This is a genomic window from Szabonella alba, from assembly GCF_016765775.1.
Classification (GTDB): Bacteria; Pseudomonadota; Alphaproteobacteria; order Rhodobacterales; family Rhodobacteraceae; genus Szabonella; species Szabonella alba.
This window is the reverse complement of record NZ_JAESVN010000002.1, coordinates 161,037-177,922: the sequence shown is the minus strand read 5'-3', so window position 1 is coordinate 177,922 and position 16,886 is coordinate 161,037. Positions and strand designations below refer to the sequence as shown.

At 63.0% G+C, this 16,886-nt stretch carries 17 protein-coding genes; 8 read left to right on the top strand and 9 right to left on the bottom strand.

Annotated features, from left to right (window positions below):
* Window positions 1-125: 125 nt before the first annotated feature.
* The 5 genes from JL811_RS05290 to JL811_RS05270 all read left to right on the top strand — a co-directional run bounded on the left by JL811_RS05290 (window position 126) and on the right by JL811_RS05270 (window position 5,027).
* On the top strand, window positions 126-1,007 hold the full coding sequence (locus JL811_RS05290; RefSeq protein ID WP_202687456.1) for a LysR substrate-binding domain-containing protein: 882 nt from the start codon (window positions 126-128) through the stop codon (window positions 1,005-1,007).
* Between the two features lie 116 nt (window positions 1,008-1,123).
* Entirely contained in the window at window positions 1,124-2,149 is a 1,026-nt protein-coding gene (locus JL811_RS05285; protein WP_337924720.1) for an ABC transporter ATP-binding protein, read from the top strand.
* Between the two features lie 56 nt (window positions 2,150-2,205).
* Window positions 2,206-3,321 carry an ABC transporter substrate-binding protein gene (locus JL811_RS05280; protein ID WP_202687455.1) on the top strand — a complete coding sequence of 372 codons (1,116 nt, stop codon included), beginning with the start codon at window positions 2,206-2,208 and terminating at the stop codon, window positions 3,319-3,321.
* A gap of 78 nt (window positions 3,322-3,399) precedes the next feature.
* Entirely contained in the window at window positions 3,400-4,221 is an 822-nt protein-coding gene (locus JL811_RS05275) for an ABC transporter permease (protein ID WP_202687454.1), read from the top strand.
* Window positions 4,218-5,027 (top strand): ABC transporter permease, encoded by an 810-nt coding sequence (locus JL811_RS05270; RefSeq protein ID WP_202687453.1) that lies wholly within the window; start codon window positions 4,218-4,220, stop codon window positions 5,025-5,027. The genes JL811_RS05275 and JL811_RS05270 overlap by 4 nt, the downstream gene beginning before the upstream one ends.
* A 16-nt stretch (window positions 5,028-5,043) precedes the next feature.
* On the opposite strand, the gene JL811_RS05265 is transcribed toward JL811_RS05270, so the two are convergent.
* The 6 genes from JL811_RS05265 to ahcY form a co-directional block, all read right to left on the bottom strand.
* On the bottom strand, window positions 5,044-5,340 hold the full coding sequence (locus JL811_RS05265) for a putative quinol monooxygenase (protein ID WP_202687452.1): 297 nt from the start codon (window positions 5,338-5,340) through the stop codon (window positions 5,044-5,046).
* Window positions 5,341-5,398: 58 nt separating this feature from the next.
* Entirely contained in the window at window positions 5,399-6,913 is a 1,515-nt protein-coding gene (locus JL811_RS05260) for an aldehyde dehydrogenase (NADP(+)) (protein ID WP_202687451.1), read from the bottom strand.
* Between the two features lie 127 nt (window positions 6,914-7,040).
* Window positions 7,041-7,802, bottom strand: a complete 762-nt coding sequence (locus JL811_RS05255) for a metallophosphoesterase (protein ID WP_202687450.1) — start codon at window positions 7,800-7,802, stop codon at window positions 7,041-7,043.
* Window positions 7,803-8,297: 495 nt separating this feature from the next.
* Complete coding sequence (locus tag JL811_RS05250) at window positions 8,298-8,639, bottom strand: DUF2853 family protein (protein ID WP_202687449.1); 342 nt, start codon at window positions 8,637-8,639, stop codon at window positions 8,298-8,300.
* Between the two features lie 108 nt (window positions 8,640-8,747).
* Entirely contained in the window at window positions 8,748-9,344 is a 597-nt protein-coding gene (locus JL811_RS05245; RefSeq protein ID WP_202687448.1) for a class I SAM-dependent methyltransferase, read from the bottom strand.
* A gap of 125 nt (window positions 9,345-9,469) precedes the next feature.
* Window positions 9,470-10,873, bottom strand: coding sequence for an adenosylhomocysteinase (gene ahcY / locus JL811_RS05240; protein ID WP_202687447.1), 1,404 nt, complete (start codon window positions 10,871-10,873; stop codon window positions 9,470-9,472).
* A 96-nt stretch (window positions 10,874-10,969) separates the two neighbouring features.
* Between ahcY and JL811_RS05235 the strand changes: the two genes are divergently transcribed.
* The gene (locus JL811_RS05235; protein ID WP_202687446.1) at window positions 10,970-11,560 is read left to right on the top strand and encodes an HD domain-containing protein; all 591 of its coding nucleotides are present in this window, start codon (window positions 10,970-10,972) and stop codon (window positions 11,558-11,560) included.
* A 6-nt stretch (window positions 11,561-11,566) separates the two neighbouring features.
* On the opposite strand, the gene JL811_RS05230 is transcribed toward JL811_RS05235, so the two are convergent.
* The 3 genes from JL811_RS05230 to JL811_RS05220 all read right to left on the bottom strand — a co-directional run bounded on the left by JL811_RS05230 (window position 11,567) and on the right by JL811_RS05220 (window position 13,275).
* Complete coding sequence (locus tag JL811_RS05230; RefSeq protein ID WP_202687445.1) at window positions 11,567-11,884, bottom strand: H-NS histone family protein; 318 nt, start codon at window positions 11,882-11,884, stop codon at window positions 11,567-11,569.
* Window positions 11,885-12,015: 131 nt separating this feature from the next.
* Window positions 12,016-12,594: an ActR/PrrA/RegA family redox response regulator transcription factor gene (locus tag JL811_RS05225; RefSeq protein ID WP_202687444.1), complete on the bottom strand. Its 579-nt coding sequence runs from the start codon at window positions 12,592-12,594 to the stop codon at window positions 12,016-12,018.
* 69 nt (window positions 12,595-12,663) lie between these two features.
* Entirely contained in the window at window positions 12,664-13,275 is a 612-nt protein-coding gene (locus tag JL811_RS05220) for an SCO family protein (protein ID WP_202687443.1), read from the bottom strand.
* A gap of 146 nt (window positions 13,276-13,421) precedes the next feature.
* Here JL811_RS05220 and regB point away from each other — a divergent pair, with 146 nt between their 5' ends.
* Together regB and JL811_RS05210 are read left to right on the top strand one after the other, a co-directional pair.
* Window positions 13,422-14,801 carry a sensor histidine kinase RegB gene (gene regB / locus JL811_RS05215; RefSeq protein ID WP_202687882.1) on the top strand — a complete coding sequence of 460 codons (1,380 nt, stop codon included), beginning with the start codon at window positions 13,422-13,424 and terminating at the stop codon, window positions 14,799-14,801.
* Between the two features lie 147 nt (window positions 14,802-14,948).
* Window positions 14,949-16,844: a PAS-domain containing protein gene (locus tag JL811_RS05210; RefSeq protein WP_202687442.1), complete on the top strand. Its 1,896-nt coding sequence runs from the start codon at window positions 14,949-14,951 to the stop codon at window positions 16,842-16,844.
* Window positions 16,845-16,886 lie beyond the last annotated feature (42 nt).

Genomic DNA, 16,886 nt, shown 5'->3' with positions numbered 1-16,886 from the left:
CGCTACACGCGCGACGGTATTTGCGACCAGTGAAACCTTCTTGCCCGAATGACAAACCATATTCACCTAAGGCCCGTGTCAGGCTAGCCTTGCCTAGGTACACCGCGAAAGGCCCGACTCAGCCCATGTCCCGCGTCCCTTCCACGCAGGCGCTGCGCGCGCTGGAAAGCTTTGCCCGCCACGGCACGGTCTGGCAGGCGGCGGATGAGCTGTGCCTGACGCGCAGTGCGGTCAGCCATCAGTTGCGGCTTCTGGAACGCGATCTGGGCTTCCGCCTGATGAACCGGGTTGGCACGCGGGTCGAACTGACACCGCAGGGCATGGCCTATGCGCAGGATATCCGGTCGGCGCTGGCGCTGATCTCGGGATCCGCCACACGCAATGCCGCGCGGGGGATTTCGGGGGCGCTGACCGTGTCCTGCCCGGCCGGTTTCGCGTCAAGCTGGCTTTGCCCCCGGATCGCGGGGTTTTGCGGCGCCTTTCCCGATGTGCTGTTGTCGCTGGTGACCCCCCGCAGGCTGGATGATACCAGCAATCCTGATGTGGATCTGTTCATCACCTTCGGTTACGGCAATGCGCCGGGAATGGAGGTGGAACTGCTGAAAGAGGTGGAATTCACCCCGCTTTGCAGCCCCGCGCTGCTGAACCGGCTGGATCTCGATGTTCCGGAAAACCTGCCTGATGCCCCGCTTCTGCATCTGGGCACGACCGAGGATTGGGAAAGCTGGTTCCGCCTTGCCGGCCTGCCCGAGGAGGTGGCGCAGGGCGGTATCCGGTTTTCCGACATGAATCTGGTCTATTCGGCGGCGCTGGCCTCGCAAGGGGTCGCAATGGGGGATGAGTTCATATGCCAGCAGGCCATGGCCTCGGGTCAACTGGTGCGGCCCTTCGATCTGTCGATTCTGTCGCCGCGATCCTATTTCATGGTCCTACCCCCGGAAAAATCCGGCAATCCCGCCAGTGCCGCCTTTCGCGGCTGGTTGCGCGGTGAAATGCCCGAAGGTTAAGCGCAGCCTGTATCGGCAAATCCTGTTTCACAACCGCGCGAAAAACTTTCGGTTGCCTGTGCCCCGCTCCGGTCCCTAGGCTTGGGTCAATCCCACATTCAGTTCAGGGCCCCCATGTGACCAGAGCAGCGGAAATCGGCGCGCATCAGATCGGCAAGACTTTCGGCAGCTTCACCGCGCTGGCCGATATATCCATGGTGATCGGTCGTGGTGAGTTTCTGACCCTGCTGGGGCCTTCGGGATCAGGCAAGACGACCTTTTTGATGGTCTTGTCGGGGTTTGAGGCCCCGACATCGGGCCACCTGACGCTGGACGGGCAGGAGATGACGACGATTCCCGCGGAAAAGCGCGGCTTTGGCATGGTGTTTCAGGGCTATGCGCTGTTTCCGCATATGACCGTGGCGGAAAACATCGCCTTTCCGCTTAAAGTGCAGCGGAAATCGGCGGCACAGGTCAAGGCCCGCGTCGATGCGATGGTTGAAATGACAGGGCTTTCGGGCCATGCGCATAAACGCCCCACGGGCCTGTCGGGCGGGCAGCAACAGCGCGTGGCGCTGGCCCGGGCGCTGGCCTGCGAACCGCCAGTTCTGTTGCTGGATGAACCCTTTTCGGCGCTGGACAAGAACCTGCGCGGCCAGATGCAGGATGAAATGCGCCGCATCCATCGCGATACCGGCACGACCTTTGTTTTCGTCACGCATGACCAGTCCGAGGCGCTGGCCCTGTCGTCGCGCGTCGCGATCTTTGAAAAGGGCCGCTTGCAGCAACTCGCCCCCCCGCGGGAGGTTTATGAACGCCCCGCCAATCGTTTTGTGGCCGAATTTCTGGGCGATATCAACATTCTGCCCGTTGTGGACGGTACGGTGGAAGGCCGCGCCGTCCAGACGCCGGGGCCTGCGGGCGACCTTGCCATCCGGCCGGAATATATGGGCCTCTCGCTGACCGATCCTGCCGACGGCAATGCGGTGGCGGCACGGCTGACCGACCTGACCTATCTGGGGGCCGAGACGCGGATCCTGCTGGAAACCGCATCGGGCAGCGCGCTGGTCCTGCACCGGCCGACCGCCGATCTGCCCGAGGGTCTGACCCCCGGCGCTGCCGTCTGGGCCACATGGGCCCCGTCGCGCGGCTTTCTGCTCTGATCCCTCCGGCGCTGCCGGTCCGGGATCCAAATATCGACATAACAGGGAGACCGACAATGAACGGACCATTCCAGAAAGACTGTATCGAGATCCTTCAGACCCGGCTTGCCAAGGGCCGGATCAGCCGCCGCGATTTTGCCATGGGGATGGCGGCGCTGCTGGGCGGCACCGCACTCGGCCTGCGGCCCGATGCGGCGCGGGCGCAATCGGGGCAACTGGTTTTCGTCAACTGGGGCGGCGATGCCGGGCCCGCCTATGACGCGGCCTATGGCCAGGCCTTTCTGGCCGATGCGGGCATCACTGTCCGGCAGGACGGGTCAGGCCCGACCGAAGGTGCGATTGCAGCACAGTTCGAAAGCGGCAATCCAAGCTGGGATATCGTCGATGCCGACCCGTTTTCGGCCGAGGCCTTGGGCAAGAAGGGCATGATCGAGCCCATCGACTATGCGATCGTGGACCGGGGCAAGATGCGTGAGGGCTTTGGCTGGGATCATGCGGCATCGAGCTATTTCTACAGCTATATCATCGCCTATGACAAAACCCGCTTTGGCGACAACCCGCCCACCGGCATGGCCGATTTCTTCGATACCGAGAAATTCCCCGGCAAACGGTCGCTTTACAAATGGGGCGTCGGCATGTGGGAGGCGGCGCTGCTGGCCGATGGCGTGGCGCCCGAGGACCTCTATCCGCTGGATATCCCCCGCGCCCATGCCAAGCTTGAGGCGTTCAAGGAACATGTCGTGGCCTATTGGGGCGGCGGATCGGAAAGCCAGTCGATCCTTCTGAACGGTGAGGCGTCGATGGCGCTGATCTGGTCGACCCGCGCCAAGCTGATCGAAGAGGATTCGGGCGGCGATATCGGCTTCATCTGGGATCAGGGGCTGATCGCGCCGGGGTCGATGGCGGTCATCAAGGGCAATCCCGGCGGCACCGAGGCCGCGATGAATTTCATCGCGTCGGCGCAGGATCCCGAAAAGCAGCTGGTCATGTTCCGCATGCTGGCGCAGGGCCCCGCCAATCCCGCCGCCGATGCGCTGCTGCCACCCGATGAGGCGCGGTTCAACCCGGTGGATCCGGCGAATTTCGCGGTGCAGATCCCGCTGGACATGCCATGGTATGAGGAAAATTACGGCCCCGTGCTGGATGAATTCCTGGCCATCATTTCCTCCTGATCCGGTCACCGGCCCCGGCATACGCCGCCGGGGCCGGTGCTTGCCCTGAAAGATCCATCCTTGTCCTGAAAGGCCAAGATGCCCGCCCCCACCCGCGCCCTTTTGCTGATCGGCCCGCTGCTTCTGTTTCTGGCGCTGGTCTATGTGCTGCCCTTTCTGGGCATCCTGCGCTGGAGCGTGACCCTGCCCGAACCGGGGCTGGAGCAATATCGTGCCGCGCTGACCGATCCCTTGGTGCGTTCTGTGTTGTGGCGCACCTTGCGGATCTGCGCGATTGTCACGGTCCTGTCGGTGGTGCTGGCCTATATCGTCGCCCTGATCTGGGTGCGGGGCAGTCCGGTGCAGCGGCTGGTGGTGGAACTGTGCATCCTGATCCCGTTCTGGATTTCGGTGCTGACCCGCGCCTTTGGCTGGCTGGCGCTGCTGTCCAATCGCGGCATCGTCAATGGCTGGCTGCAGGCGACGGGGCTGACAAGCGATCCGCTGACCATGGTGCGCAACGAGTTTGGCGTGGTTGTCGGCATGGTGCATTTCCTGATCCCCTTCGCGGTCTTTCCGCTGGCCTCGGCCATGCGGTCGGTGGATGAGCGTGTCCTGATGGCGGCGCGCGGCATGGGGGCCAGCCGGGCGCGGGTGTTCTGGCAGGTGTTCCTGCCGATGACGCGGGCCGGGGTGATCGGTGCGGCGCTGGTCGTCTTCGTCTTTGCGCTTGGGTTTTTCGTGACGCCGGCCATTCTGGGCGGCGGGCGCAGCGTGATGGTGGCCGAACTGATCTATCTGCGCATCTTCCAAAGCCCGAACTGGGGGCTGGGCGCCGCGATTTCGGTGCTGCTGATGCTGGCGGTCGGGGCGATGCTGGCCGCCTTGCTGCGGCAGGCCAGACCGGGGGGCGGGTCATGACATTGCTGCGCCCCGGAATGCTGGCGACGGTTCTGGCCGCGCTGGTTGCGGTCTTTCTGCTGATGCCGCTGGTCGCGGTCATCCCGGTTTCCTTCACGCCGAACCGCTATCTTTCGCTGCCTGACGGGGAATGGTCGCTGCGCCATTACCAGACGCTGATGACCAATCCGGCATGGGCAGAGGGCGCATGGCTGTCGGTCCGCATCGGGCTCTTGAGTTCGCTGATCGCGACGGGCCTTGCGCTGCTGTTCAGTCTTGGGATCTGGATGATCCAGCCGCGTTTTGCCGCGCTTTACATGGGGCTGGCGCTGTTGCCGATGGTGGCGCCGCCGGTGGTTTCGGCACTGACGCTGTATTTCTTTCTCATCACGCTCAGCCAGTTCAATTCGGTCGTGGCCTATGACACATGGATTGGTGTGGCGCTGGCCCATGCGGTGATGATCGCGCCGTTCGCGGTGGTGCTGATTACCGTGTCGCTGTCGCAACTGGACCGGCGCATCGACCTTGCCGCGCGCAGCATGGGCGCCAGCCTGCCCACGCGCATCCTGCGGGTGATCCTGCCCAATATCCGCTTTGGCGTGCTGACCGCACTGTTCCTGACTTTCGTCCTAAGCTGGGAAGAGATCGGCGTGACGCTGTTCATCACCTCGGTCAATGCGGTGACGTTGCCGCGCCTGATGTGGATGGGCCTGCGCGACAATATCGACCCGGCAATCGCTGCCGTGTCGGTGCTGCTGATCGCGATTGTCGTGACGGTCATTCTGGGCAAATACATTGCCCAGAGACTGTTTTCCGAACGCGGCTGAAAAGCCGGGGCTGTTTTCAGCTTTCGGTTTCGACGACCGACCAGGTGGTCAGGTCGCGGCTTTCGACATATTCAGGTGCCACGGCGCGCATGGCCAGAAAATGCGGCATCTGCTGATGCGCGGCAAAGGCGGCGGCATCGTCGTAAAGCTCATACAGGAATGCCTCATCCGGGCGGTCGGGATCGGTGCAGATGTCGAACCGGCGGCAGCCGGGTTCATCGCGCCGCGCGCCTTCGGCATTCTTGCGCATATGGGTCAGGAATTCGGACATCTTGCCCGGCTTGATACGGAAACGGACGGTCACGGCCAGCATGGATATTCCTTTCGGCGGGGAAGGGTCCGGGCAGATTATCCGCCCGGACCAAAGGGTATCAGGCCAGATCGGCAGGCAGGATCGCATCTGGCAAGTTCTGATAGGCAACCGGGCGCAGGAAGCGCCGGATCGCCATTGTGCCGACCGAGGTTGCGCCGAAATTGGTTGAGGCCGGATAGGGCCCGCCATGCACCATCGCCTCGGACACTTCGACCCCGGTAGAAAAACCGTTGGCGAGAACCCGGCCCGCCTTGCGCTCCAGCACCGGCAGCAGGCTGCGGGCCAGGTCGGCATCGCCATCGTCCATATGCAGGGTTGCGGTCAGCTGACCTTCAAAACCCTTGGCCAGCGACACCATTTCCGCCGGATCCGAGACGCGCACGACAAGGCCCAGCGGTCCGAAGACCTCTTCACCCAAAGCGTGGTCCTGCAGATAGGCGCTGGCCGTGGTTTCATACAGGTTGGGATTGGCCGTGCGGCCCGGGCTCTCGGTTTCCAGAACCGGCGCCACTGCATTGCGCCCCTGAAAGCGCGATTGCCCGTCGCGGTAAGCCTTGGCGATGCCGTCGGTCAGCATGGTCTGCGGTGCGATCTTTTCCAGCGCGGCCTTGGTGGTCGCGACAAAGGCATCGGCCTCGGGACCGTCGGGCAGAACCATGATGCCGGGGTTGGTGCAGAACTGCCCTGCGCCCATGGTCAGCGACCCGGCCCAGCCATTGGCAATCGCCTCACCGCGATTGGCCAGCGCCTGCGGCAGCAGGAAATTCGGGTTGACCGAACCCAGCTCGCCGAAGAAGGGGATAGGCTCGGGCCGTTGGGCGCACAGATCGAACAGCGCACGACCACCGCCCAGTGATCCGGTGAACCCGACCGCCTTGATCAGCGGGTGCTGCACCAGTGCCGTGCCGACATCGCGCCGCCCGCCCTGAATAAGGCTGAACACGCCTGGATGCAGACCGCAGGCGGCAATCGCGGCATGGATCGCCTCGGCCACGATCTCGGCGGTGCCGGGATGGGCGGAATGGCCCTTCACCACAACCGGGCAACCGGCGGCCAGCGCCGAGGCGGTGTCGCCCCCGGCAGTCGAAAACGCCAGCGGGAAGTTCGAGGCGCCGAACACCGCAACCGGGCCGATGGGCCGCTGGATCATGCGGATTTCGGGGCGCGGCAGGGGCTGACGGTCGGGCAGCGCCTTGTCATGACGGCGGTCCAGATAATCCCCCGCGCGGATATGCGAGGCGAACAGGCGCAGCTGCCCCGTCGTGCGACCGCGTTCCCCCTGCAGGCGCGCGGTGGGCAGGCCGGATTCGGCCGAACCGACCTCGGTGATGGCCTCAGCGCGGGCCTCGATCTCATCCGCGATGGTTTCAAGGAATTTCGCGCGGTCTTCGCGGCTGGAATAGCCGTAAGACCAGAACGCATCTTCCGCCGCCTCACAGGCGCGGTTCACCAGATCGACCGTGCCGACCGAAAATTCATGGGCGTCGCCGGTTGCGGGCTCGGACCGGAAGGTCGCGCCGCCCCCGACCCATTCGCCCGCGATCAGATGTTTGCCATGGGGTTTGAACGTCATCGTCAAGTCCTCCTGAACCGATTTCGGCTTGGTATACCAATCGGGACGGCACAGGGGAAGCCCGCAGCGGGACAAGGACGGCGGAGTTTTGCGGGAAAACCGGCGCGGGACCGGATCGCAGCGCGGATCAGCGGTTATCAGCCCCGGGCGTGACGGGAAGTGGGATCCGCCCCTTTGGCCCAAGCTGCCAGACCTGCCGGCCCTCGATCACCACCACGGTCAGCGGATTGCCATAGCCCGCGCCGCTGTCAAGATTGACGCGATTGCCGTAATGCACTGCGGCTGCAAGCGCGGTATGGCCATGGACGACCAGCGCGCCGTGGTCGCGCCGGTCCGACAGGAACGGTTCGCGGATCCACAGCAGATCATCCTCGGTCTGGTCGGGCAGGGCCACATCCGGGCGCAGACCCGCATGCACGAACAGGCAGTCCCCCCGGTGGTGATAAAGCGGCAGCGCGGCCAGAAAATCCAGATGCGCCTGCGGCACGCGGACCAGCGCCTCATCATGCACCTTGGCGATGGGGCGGTCCTGCGCATTGGGCACGCCATACGAAGCCAGCGTCGCCTGCCCGCCGATCCGGGGGTTGAGATAGCTGAGCGCGGATTGCAGCCCGGGATCCACCGCCAGCGGATCGTCAAGGAACAGGCCGAACATGCGGTCATGATTGCCCTTGATCGCAAGCCAGGGTTCACGGCCCGCCATGCCCTCCATCAGCGTGTCGATCACGCCGCGCACATCGGGGCCCCGATCAACCAGATCGCCCAGATGGATCACCGGGGCGTCACCGTCGCCGGTGCGGTCGCGATCCTGAAGGATCAGGCGATGGGCCTCTTGCAGGGCAGGCAACTGCCCATGGATATCGCCGATGGCGTAACTGCGTGTCATCATGTGCGGATTGCGCCGGGACCGGAGCCGGGGCGCGAAAAGGGGCTGCGGTTGCCCCTTGTGTTCCACAGCCCCCTCCGGGCGTCAATCGCGGATGCCGGATTGAGGCGATTTCCAGTTGTGTGGGATGGGCCGCGTGGTGGAGGAGGAACGCCGCAAGGGTAAGCATGGTTAGAAAACCGGCTGCAAAAAGGTTGCTTTCGGAATTTCGGCGTTGCGACTTACGGTCTGCCGCGCCTTGCCAGCATCAAAATGGGGGACCCCGCACCCCAGCAGGACCCCCCATCCACCCCGCGTGCTCCCTTTGCACCACACGCGATTCCTGAAAGGTCCCGGACATCCTGCCCTGCGCTTTCACGCATAGCTGATCGGCGTCTTCCACACAAAGACGAAACACGGCGAAATTGAATTAATGTATTGATATACACGATAAAAAGACGCCCGACCCGGATACGGGACGGGCGTCGGATGGGTCAGCGTCGTTCGGTTTACGACCCGTCAGGCGTAGACGGATTCCTTGCCGAAATGCTTGGTCAGCATGTAGTAGACGACCGCGCGATACTTGTTGCGTTCCGATTTGCCATAGGTGTTGACGACGGCGTCGATGGCTTCCATCAGCGCGGGACCATCGGCAAGGCCCAGCTTTTTCATCAGGAAGTTCTTCTTGACCGTTTCAAGCTCGGACATGTCCGATGCGGCCACCGTTTCGCTGTCGGCATTGTAGATCGCCGGCCCGCAGCCGATGGTCACCTTGGTCAGCAGCGCCATATCCGGCTCCATGCCGCATTTGTTGCGCAGATCCGCAGCATATTTCGCGATCAGTTCGTCTCTTTTGCTCATCAGCAAATGCTCCTTGTTGTTCCAATGCTTCAAAATGCGTGTTTCCGCCCGTAAGGAGCGGTGCACCGACAGTCTAGGCGCAAAAATGCAGACCGATAAAGGGAATTCTCAGGTGGTTTTCACCTTCTTGCCCTTGGCTGCCGACACCGGCCGGTTAAACTCGATAATATACTGGTTGGCCATCAGCGTGAGTTTTGCCTGACCGCCAAGCTCGGCGATCAGCGCCTCTACCGCGCGCTTGACCGGCGCACCGGAGGCTTCGGCCTGCCAGTTGAAATCGTCGCCTGTGATGATGCCATCGGCCTTCACCTTTTGCAGGCAAAGCGCCAGATCGTTGCCGATGAAGGGTTCATTGTGGTTGCCGTCGATATAGACCCAGTCCAGCGAGGCGTCGGGCAGGGCTGACAATGCAGCCTCAGAGGTTGCCCGGTGGATTTTCACGCGCGGGTCGTCCTTGAAGGCTGCGACGACATCCTGATACTTCACTTCCATCAGATGCTCGTTCTTCTTGCGGCCAAAACCGGTATTGCCGAATTCCGGCTGATACTGCCACGGGTCGATCAGGTGCAGTTCGGTCGGTTCGCAGATTTCAAGGATGCGGCGGCTGAAGCCCCCTTCCCAGACGCCGATCTCGGCAACTTTCGCATTTTTGGGCAGCCGCGCCAGCAACCGGCCCCGAACGACATCACGCTTACTTTGGTCCATAATCCTCACCACCCTGTCGCCGTTTCCGGACGTTTTACCAAATACAAGGCCAAGGATATACGGAGCCGTGTAAAAGAAAAGGCCCGGCGCATCCGCACCGGGCCTTTCTGTCGAAAGTTCGCAGGTCAGTAGCGGTAATGCTCGGGTTTGAACGGTCCTTCCACGCTCACGCCGATATAGTCGGCCTGTTCGCGGCGCAGTTCGGTCAGTTTCACACCGATCCGTTTCAGATGCAGGCGTGCGACCTTTTCATCCAGCGCCTTTGGCAGGATATAGACGCCGGGTGCGTAATCCTCGCCCTTGGTCCAAAGCTCGATCTGCGCCAGCACCTGATTGGTGAAGCTGGCCGACATCACGAAAGACGGATGGCCGGTGGCATTGCCGAGGTTCAGCAGGCGCCCTTCGGACAGCAGGATGATGCGGTTGCCCGAGGGCATCTCGATCATGTCCACCTGTTCCTTGATGTTGGTCCACTTGTGGTTCTTCAGGGCGGCGACCTGAATTTCATTGTCGAAATGGCCGATATTGCCGACGATGGCCATGTCCTTCATCTCGCGCATATGCTCGATGCGGATCACGTCCTTGTTGCCGGTGGTGGTGATGAAGATATCGGCGCTGCCGATGACATCCTCCAGCAGCACGACCTCAAACCCGTCCATCGCGGCCTGCAGCGCGCAGATCGGGTCCACTTCCGTGACCTTGACACGCGCGCCCGCACCCTGCAGCGACGCGGCCGAACCCTTGCCGACATCGCCATAGCCGCAGACCACGGCAACCTTGCCCGCCATCATCGTATCGGTCGCGCGGCGGATGCCATCCACAAGGCTTTCCTTGCAGCCGTATTTGTTGTCGAATTTCGACTTGGTGACGGAGTCGTTCACATTGATCGCGGGGAAGGGCAGCTGACCCTTCTTGTGCAGATCATACAGGCGGTGGACACCCGTGGTGGTTTCTTCCGAGACGCCCTTGATGGCCGCGCGGGTCTTGGCGAACCAGCCGGGGCTTTGCTTCATGCGCTTCTGGATCTGCGCCTTGATGACCTCTTCTTCCTCGGATTGCGGCACGGCCAGCACATCCTCACCCGCCTCCATCCGCGCGCCCAAGAGGACATAGAGCGTGGCATCGCCGCCATCATCAAGGATCATGTTCGCGCCGACGCCGTTTTCGTCCTCGGGGAACAGGAAGGAACGGTCAAGGTAATCCCAGTGTTCGGACAGGGTCTGGCCCTTGATGGCGAAAACCGGGGTGCCCCCGGCCGCAATGGCCGCCGCCGCATGGTCCTGCGTCGAGAAGATGTTGCAGGAGGCCCAGCGCACATCCGCCCCCAGCGCGGCCAGCGTTTCGATCAGAACGGCGGTCTGGATTGTCATATGCAACGATCCGACGATGCGCGCACCTTTCAGCGGCTGGCTGGCGCCGAATTCTTCCCGGCAGGCCATCAGGCCGGGCATTTCGGTTTCGGCGATGGTGAGTTCCTTGCGACCGAACTCGGCAAGGGTAATGTCTTTTACTATGTAATCCTGCGGCATCTGCCGACTCCTTCGTCAGGTCACGTTGCAGGGGCAGATAGCATTCTATAGGTCAGGCGGCAACAACAGGGGCCATGCAAGCGATCGGGGAGTGCGATGAAACAGCCAAGGGCGTGGCAGCGGATGCTCTCCGGGCGCAGGCTGGACCTGCTGGACCCGACGCCGATGGATGTCGAGATCGCTGATATTGCCCATGGACTGGCCTTCGTTGCGCGCTGGAACGGCCAGACGCAGGGCGACTGGCCCTATTCGGTGGCCGAACATTCGCTGCTGGTCGAACGGATCTTCAGCCGTCTTGATCCCGGTGCGGGGCCGAAATGGCAGTTGGCGGCCCTTCTGCATGATGCCCCGGAATATGTGATCGGTGACATGATCAGCCCGGTGAAATCTGCCATTGGGCCGGGATATGGTGAACTGGACCAGCGGCTGACGGCGGCAATTCATATCCGTTTCGGCCTGCCTGCGGCCCTGCCGGTCCGGATCAAGAAATCAATCAAGGCGGCCGACCGGGTTTCCGCATGGCTTGAGGCCGTGCGCATCGCGGGGTTCACCGAAGCCGAGGCGGATCGCCTGTTCGGAAAACCACCTGTGACGGTTCTGAACGGGCTGCAAATTGACTTGCGACCGCCCGTTCAGGTCCGTTGCGAATTCATCACCCGGCATCAGCAATTGCTGGCCGGATTCTGATCCGTATCAGATCGCCAGATCGTCCGGCGATTTGCCGGCGGCCAACGCATCAATGAACCAGCCTGGCTTGCGCCCGCGTCCTGTCCATGTTTGCGACCGGTCTGCCGGATTGGCATATTTCGGCGAAATCACCGAACGCTTGCGTTGCGCAGGCGCACCCGTCAATTCGGAAAGTGACGAAAAGCCAAGGGCACGCGCCTTCTCTTCCAGTTCGACAAGAGCGGCTTTCTTGCGACGATCTTCGTAACTGGTGATGGCACGGGCCACCTGGGTCTGAAGGTCACGCAGTTCCTTGAGCGAGAGTTCATTCAGGTCGATGTTCAATTAAGTTGTCCCTTTTCAAACGCAAATACACCCCAGAGCGGATACAGTAGCGTAAAGAAAATTGCGCGCCAATGGCTTGCGCGCCCGAAAGGGCCCGGATAGGCAGAATTCAACCTGTTTTGGTCTTCACCCTATTTCGGACTGCGCTTGGCAAGGATCCGTTGCAGGGTCCGGCGATGCATGTTCAGCCTGCGGGCGGTTTCCGAAACATTGCGGTCGCACATCTCATAAACCCGCTGGATATGTTCCCAGCGCACCCGGTCGGCCGACATCGGATTATCCGGCGGAGCGGGAAGCGCCTCCCCCCGCGCCAGCAGTGCATTGGTCACCTCATTGGCATCGGCGGGTTTGGACAGATAATCCGTGGCCCCGATCTTGACCGCCGCCACCGCCGTCGCGATTGCGCCATATCCTGTCAGCACGACAATGCGGCAATCGGGTCTTCGTTCGCGCAGCACCTCGACCACATCCAGTCCGTTGCCGTCACCCAGCCGCAGATCCACCACCGCATAGGCGGGCGGGCGGGCCTGCGCGATGGCCTTGCCCATGGCGACGGTATCGGCGGTTTCCGGCAGAAAGCCGCGCTTTTCCATCGCCCGTGCCAGCCGTTTCAGAAAGGGCTCGTCATCATCGACCAGCAAAAGCGTCCGGTCCTCGCCCAGATCAAGGCTAAACTCGCCTGCCGGATCCCCGTTCAAATCTGTCGTCATGGCGATATGTCCCTTTCATCCCTTGCGGGCACAGGTCCCGCGCCCCCGGGGCCCGATGCTTCGATGCCCCTATCCGTCCAGAAAACAGCTAACCCGTTCGGCGATCCGGTCAGCACTTTCCTCACGCTTGAAGAATTCGGCAAAGCCGGTTCCCGGCAGCATCAGATAGGTGAATGTGCTGTGATCGACGAGATAATAGTCATCAGTCTTGTCATGCGCCTGAGAATAGACCTTGTAGGCCTGCGCGGCCGCTTTCACCTGTTCCTCGCTGCCGGTCAGGGCCTGCATGCGCGGATGGAAGACCTCGGCGTATTCGGCCATCACCTCGACCGTGTCGCGGCCCGGATCGACGGTGATGAAGACCGGGTTCACCTGATGGCCCATTTCCTCAAGGATATCGGCGGCTTCGGCGTTGCGGGCATTGTCCAGCGGGCAGACATCGGGGCAGAACGTATAGCCGAAATAGACCAGCGCGGGCTGCGCCAGCACCTCGGCTTCGGTCACGCTGGCGCCGGTCTGATCGGTCAGGGTGAAGGGGCCGCCGATGGATCCGCCCGCGACCTGCCCGTTCCGGCAGGCGGCATAGGGATCATCGCTGCGCATCAGATAGATATAGCCAAAGGTCCCGCCCAGAAGTGCTGCCGTCGCCGCTGCGGCCAGTCCGGCATAGAGTTTCACCATGGCTGCGCCCTTCCCCACTGCATTTGCGGATGTATCGGGCGACGATCCGCCCTTGCATGCCCCGATTGCGGCACAATACCCTGTGACAGGAAATAATGTCCAAGGGCATGATGGACAATCGGGATATGGCATCTGGCGATGACGTGATGTCGCAGCAGCGAAGGGGGCAGGTTCCGGGTGGGCAGCGGCTGCGGCTGCGCACGCTTGTCCTGCTGCGCTGGACGGCCATCGCCGGTCAAAGCGCTGCCATCGCGGCGGGGCATTTCCACTTCGGCCTGCAACTGCCTGTCGGGTTCTGCGCTCTGGTCATCGGAACCTCGGTCATTGCCAATCTGGTTTCGGCTTTCCTGTTTCCGCCGAACCGCCGCCTTTCGGACCGTGAGGCGATGCTGGTTCTGCTGTTCGATCTGGCGCAACTGGCCTTTCTGCTGTTCCTGACCGGGGGGCTGACCAATCCCTTTGCGCTGCTTATCATCGCGCCGGTTGTGATTTCGGCCTCGGCGCTGCGGTTGCGCACGACGATCCTGCTGGGGGTGGTGGCGGTGCTGCTGCTGACACTGGCCGCCTTTGCTGCCCTGCCGCTGCAATATGCAGACGGGCGCGCGATCTATATGCCGCGTATCCTTGAATTCGGTTTCTGGCTGGCCATTGTCATCGGCATCCTGTTTCTGGGGCTTTACGCGCATCGCGTCTCATCCGAGATCGGGGCCATGTCCGAGGCGTTGCTGGCGACGCAGATGGCCCTGTCGCGCGAACAGAAGCTGACCGATCTGGGCGGCGTGGTCGCGGCGGCGGCGCATGAACTGGGCACCCCGCTGGCCACGATAAAGCTGACCAGTGCTGAACTGATCGAGGAACTGGCCGGTCATCCCGACCTGCAGGAGGATGCAAGGCTGATCCGCGATCAGGCCGACCGCTGCCGCGATATCCTGCGGTCGATGGGACGGGCGGGCAAGGATGACCTGCATCTGCGCCGCGCGCCCTTGGGGGCGCTGCTGCGTGAGGCGGCAGACCCGCATCTGGCGCGCGGCAAGCAGGTTCATTTCGACCTTGAACCCGGCCCGGGCGGTGACAGCGCGCAACCCCTTGTGCTGCGCAAGCCCGAGATCATCCATGGCCTGCGCAATCTGATCCAGAATGCCGTCGATTTTGCCACCAGCGCGGTCTGGGTTTCCGCGCAATGGACCGACCGGCGCATCGTGCTGACCATTGTCGATGACGGCCCCGGCTATCCGCCGCAGGTTCTGGCGCGGATCGGCGATCCTTTCGTGCGCAACCGCCGGGCCGAACAACCCGATGCCGCGCGACCGGGATATGAGGGGATGGGGCTGGGGCTGTTCATTGCCAAGACGCTGCTGGAACGCTCGGGCGCGGAACTGTCTTTTGCCAATGCCGCCAATCCCTTTTTGCGGACCGAGGAATTGCCGCTGCGTCGCGGCGCGATCATCGAGGTGATCTGGCCCATCGACAGCCTGCGCAGCACCGGACAGGGTGCCCTTGGGGAAAACCGTCCCAATTTGCCCTGAATGGTGCAGGGGGTAAGGGCTGTGATCGCGGTTTCTGTCTGTTCAAAGTTAACCCTGCATTAACTTTTTCCCCTCATGGTTGATTTTGTGGGAAAATATCGGCCGACGCCAGTCCGGCGGGTCGGTTTCAGTGGGGACCAGTGCAGGATGACCGATCCGATCCTTTTTGTCGGACTGGGGGTAACGGCCATTCTCTCGGCCATTCTGGGTGTGCTTTTGCTGGCCAGCTTTCCCGGTCCTTTCGCCGAACGTCGTCGCTGGCGATTTGTCGAGACGGGCGACACGGCGGAATTCCTGTTTGACGGTGATCTGCTGGTTGATGCCACCCCGGCAGCACGGGGATTGTTGTGTCTGGGTTCGGGCCGCCGCATCGGGGCCGAACGGGCCCATCTGATGCAGTATCTCGACCGGCATTTTCCGGGCGTGGCCGACCGTTTTGCCATGCTGCACGAAGAAGGACCGCTGATGATGGCGGGTGCAGACGACATGCTGCTGCGCGCGGAATCGCGTGGCGGGCTGATCAGGATCACCCTGTCCGAAACGGGCGCGCCATCTGCCGGTATGCCAGGCATTTCGCTGCGCCATCGTCAGCAGGAATTCGACGATCTTGCGGCGATGGTCACCCAATGCCCCTTTCCGATCTGGCGTCAGGATGCCAGCGGTCAGGTGGTCTGGGCGAATGCCGCCTATCTTGATCTGGTCGCCGCAAGGCTGGGCCCGGGGGATGATATCCTCTGGCCGCTGCCGCCACTGTTCGGGCGGCTTGACCCGGCGGCGGATGGTGCGGCCCAACGCCGGCAGCTTGTTCCGGTGGCGGATGCGCCGCCGGTTCCGGTGGGTCAAAGGGGGGTGGAGTGGTACGATATCGTGCTGCGCGAGCAGGGTGGCCAGCAGCTGCTTTACGCGATGCCTGCCGAAGGCGCGGTGCAGGCGGAACAATCGCTGCGTGCCTTCATGCAGACCCTGACCAAGACTTTCGCGCATCTTCCCACAGGGCTTGCGATCTTTGATCATGCGCGGCGTCTGGCCATGTTCAACCCTGCGCTGGTCGATCTGACCGGCCTGCCGCCGGATTTCCTGTCGGCGCGGCCCTCGCTGATTGCCTTTTTCGATGCGCTGCGGGACCGTTCGATGATCCCTGAACCGCGCGATTACCGGACCTGGCGGGCGCGGCTGACCGATCTGGAACAGGCGGCGGCCAACGGGCTTTACGCCGAGGTCTGGCATCTGCCCGGCGGGCAGACCTATCGCGTGACGGGCCGTCCGCATCCGAATGGCGCGCTGGCCCTGCTGGTCGAGGATATTTCCAGCGAGGTGTCGCAGACCCGGCGCTATCGCGCGGATCTGGAACTGGGACAGGCGGTGATCGACGCGATGGACAAGGCGATCGCGGTCTTTTCCTCGGCAGGGGTTCTGGTGCTGTCGAATGCCGCCTATGCACGGCTCTGGGATCACGACCCCGCCGGGGGGCTGGGACAGGAAGGGCAGGCCGGTGCGGTCTGCGATCACTGGCGGTCCCGCAGCGTGCCTTCGGCGCTTTGGGACCGGGCCGAGGATTTCATCGGCACGATCCAGCCGCGCAAGGCATGGACAGACCGCACATGGCTGCGCGACGGGCGGGCGCTGTCCTGCCGCTTCACCCCGCTGGCGGGCAGCGCGACGCTGGTGGCGTTTGGGCTTGGGAAGGCTGCCGATAGCGCCTCCGCGACCAAGGATTCGGCGCTTGAGGAAAACGGATCGGGTGCAATTCCGGAGCAGGTGGACGGGGCAGAGGGCGACGCGGAAGATGGCGACGGGGCAGGGCGTGACGGGGCAGGGCGTGACGGCATCAGGCGTGACGGGGCCGAACCCGACGAAGCTGCGCGCGAAGGGCCCATGACGGACCGTGCCGAGGCGGACGGATCCGGGGCCGTGCGGGTCAAGGGCGGCGCAAAGGGGCGGCGGGCCGGGGAAACCGCCGCACCCCCTGCCGCCACAGCCCCGAAAACCAAGGAAATCGCCGCCAATCCCGCCCCGGCGGCCCGCAAACGCCACCGCGCCTGATCCTGCGCCCGACGGGACTTGCCGCGCTGACGTACGCCCGCC

Coding starts and splice junctions, on each gene's coding strand:
- JL811_RS05290 (WP_202687456.1), top strand. CDS start 126: ATGTCCCGCGTCCCTTCCACGCAGGCGCTGCGCGCGCTGGAAAGCTTT.
- JL811_RS05280 (WP_202687455.1), top strand. CDS start 2,206: ATGAACGGACCATTCCAGAAAGACTGTATCGAGATCCTTCAGACCCGG.
- JL811_RS05275 (WP_202687454.1), top strand. CDS start 3,400: ATGCCCGCCCCCACCCGCGCCCTTTTGCTGATCGGCCCGCTGCTTCTG.
- JL811_RS05270 (WP_202687453.1), top strand. CDS start 4,218: ATGACATTGCTGCGCCCCGGAATGCTGGCGACGGTTCTGGCCGCGCTG.
- JL811_RS05265 (WP_202687452.1), bottom strand. CDS start 5,340: ATGCTGGCCGTGACCGTCCGTTTCCGTATCAAGCCGGGCAAGATGTCC.
- JL811_RS05260 (WP_202687451.1), bottom strand. CDS start 6,913: ATGACGTTCAAACCCCATGGCAAACATCTGATCGCGGGCGAATGGGTC.
- JL811_RS05255 (WP_202687450.1), bottom strand. CDS start 7,802: ATGATGACACGCAGTTACGCCATCGGCGATATCCATGGGCAGTTGCCT.
- JL811_RS05250 (WP_202687449.1), bottom strand. CDS start 8,639: ATGAGCAAAAGAGACGAACTGATCGCGAAATATGCTGCGGATCTGCGC.
- JL811_RS05245 (WP_202687448.1), bottom strand. CDS start 9,344: ATGGACCAAAGTAAGCGTGATGTCGTTCGGGGCCGGTTGCTGGCGCGG.
- ahcY (WP_202687447.1), bottom strand. CDS start 10,873: ATGCCGCAGGATTACATAGTAAAAGACATTACCCTTGCCGAGTTCGGT.
- JL811_RS05235 (WP_202687446.1), top strand. CDS start 10,970: ATGAAACAGCCAAGGGCGTGGCAGCGGATGCTCTCCGGGCGCAGGCTG.
- JL811_RS05225 (WP_202687444.1), bottom strand. CDS start 12,594: ATGACGACAGATTTGAACGGGGATCCGGCAGGCGAGTTTAGCCTTGAT.
- JL811_RS05220 (WP_202687443.1), bottom strand. CDS start 13,275: ATGGTGAAACTCTATGCCGGACTGGCCGCAGCGGCGACGGCAGCACTT.
- regB (WP_202687882.1), top strand. CDS start 13,422: ATGTCGCAGCAGCGAAGGGGGCAGGTTCCGGGTGGGCAGCGGCTGCGG.
- JL811_RS05210 (WP_202687442.1), top strand. CDS start 14,949: ATGACCGATCCGATCCTTTTTGTCGGACTGGGGGTAACGGCCATTCTC.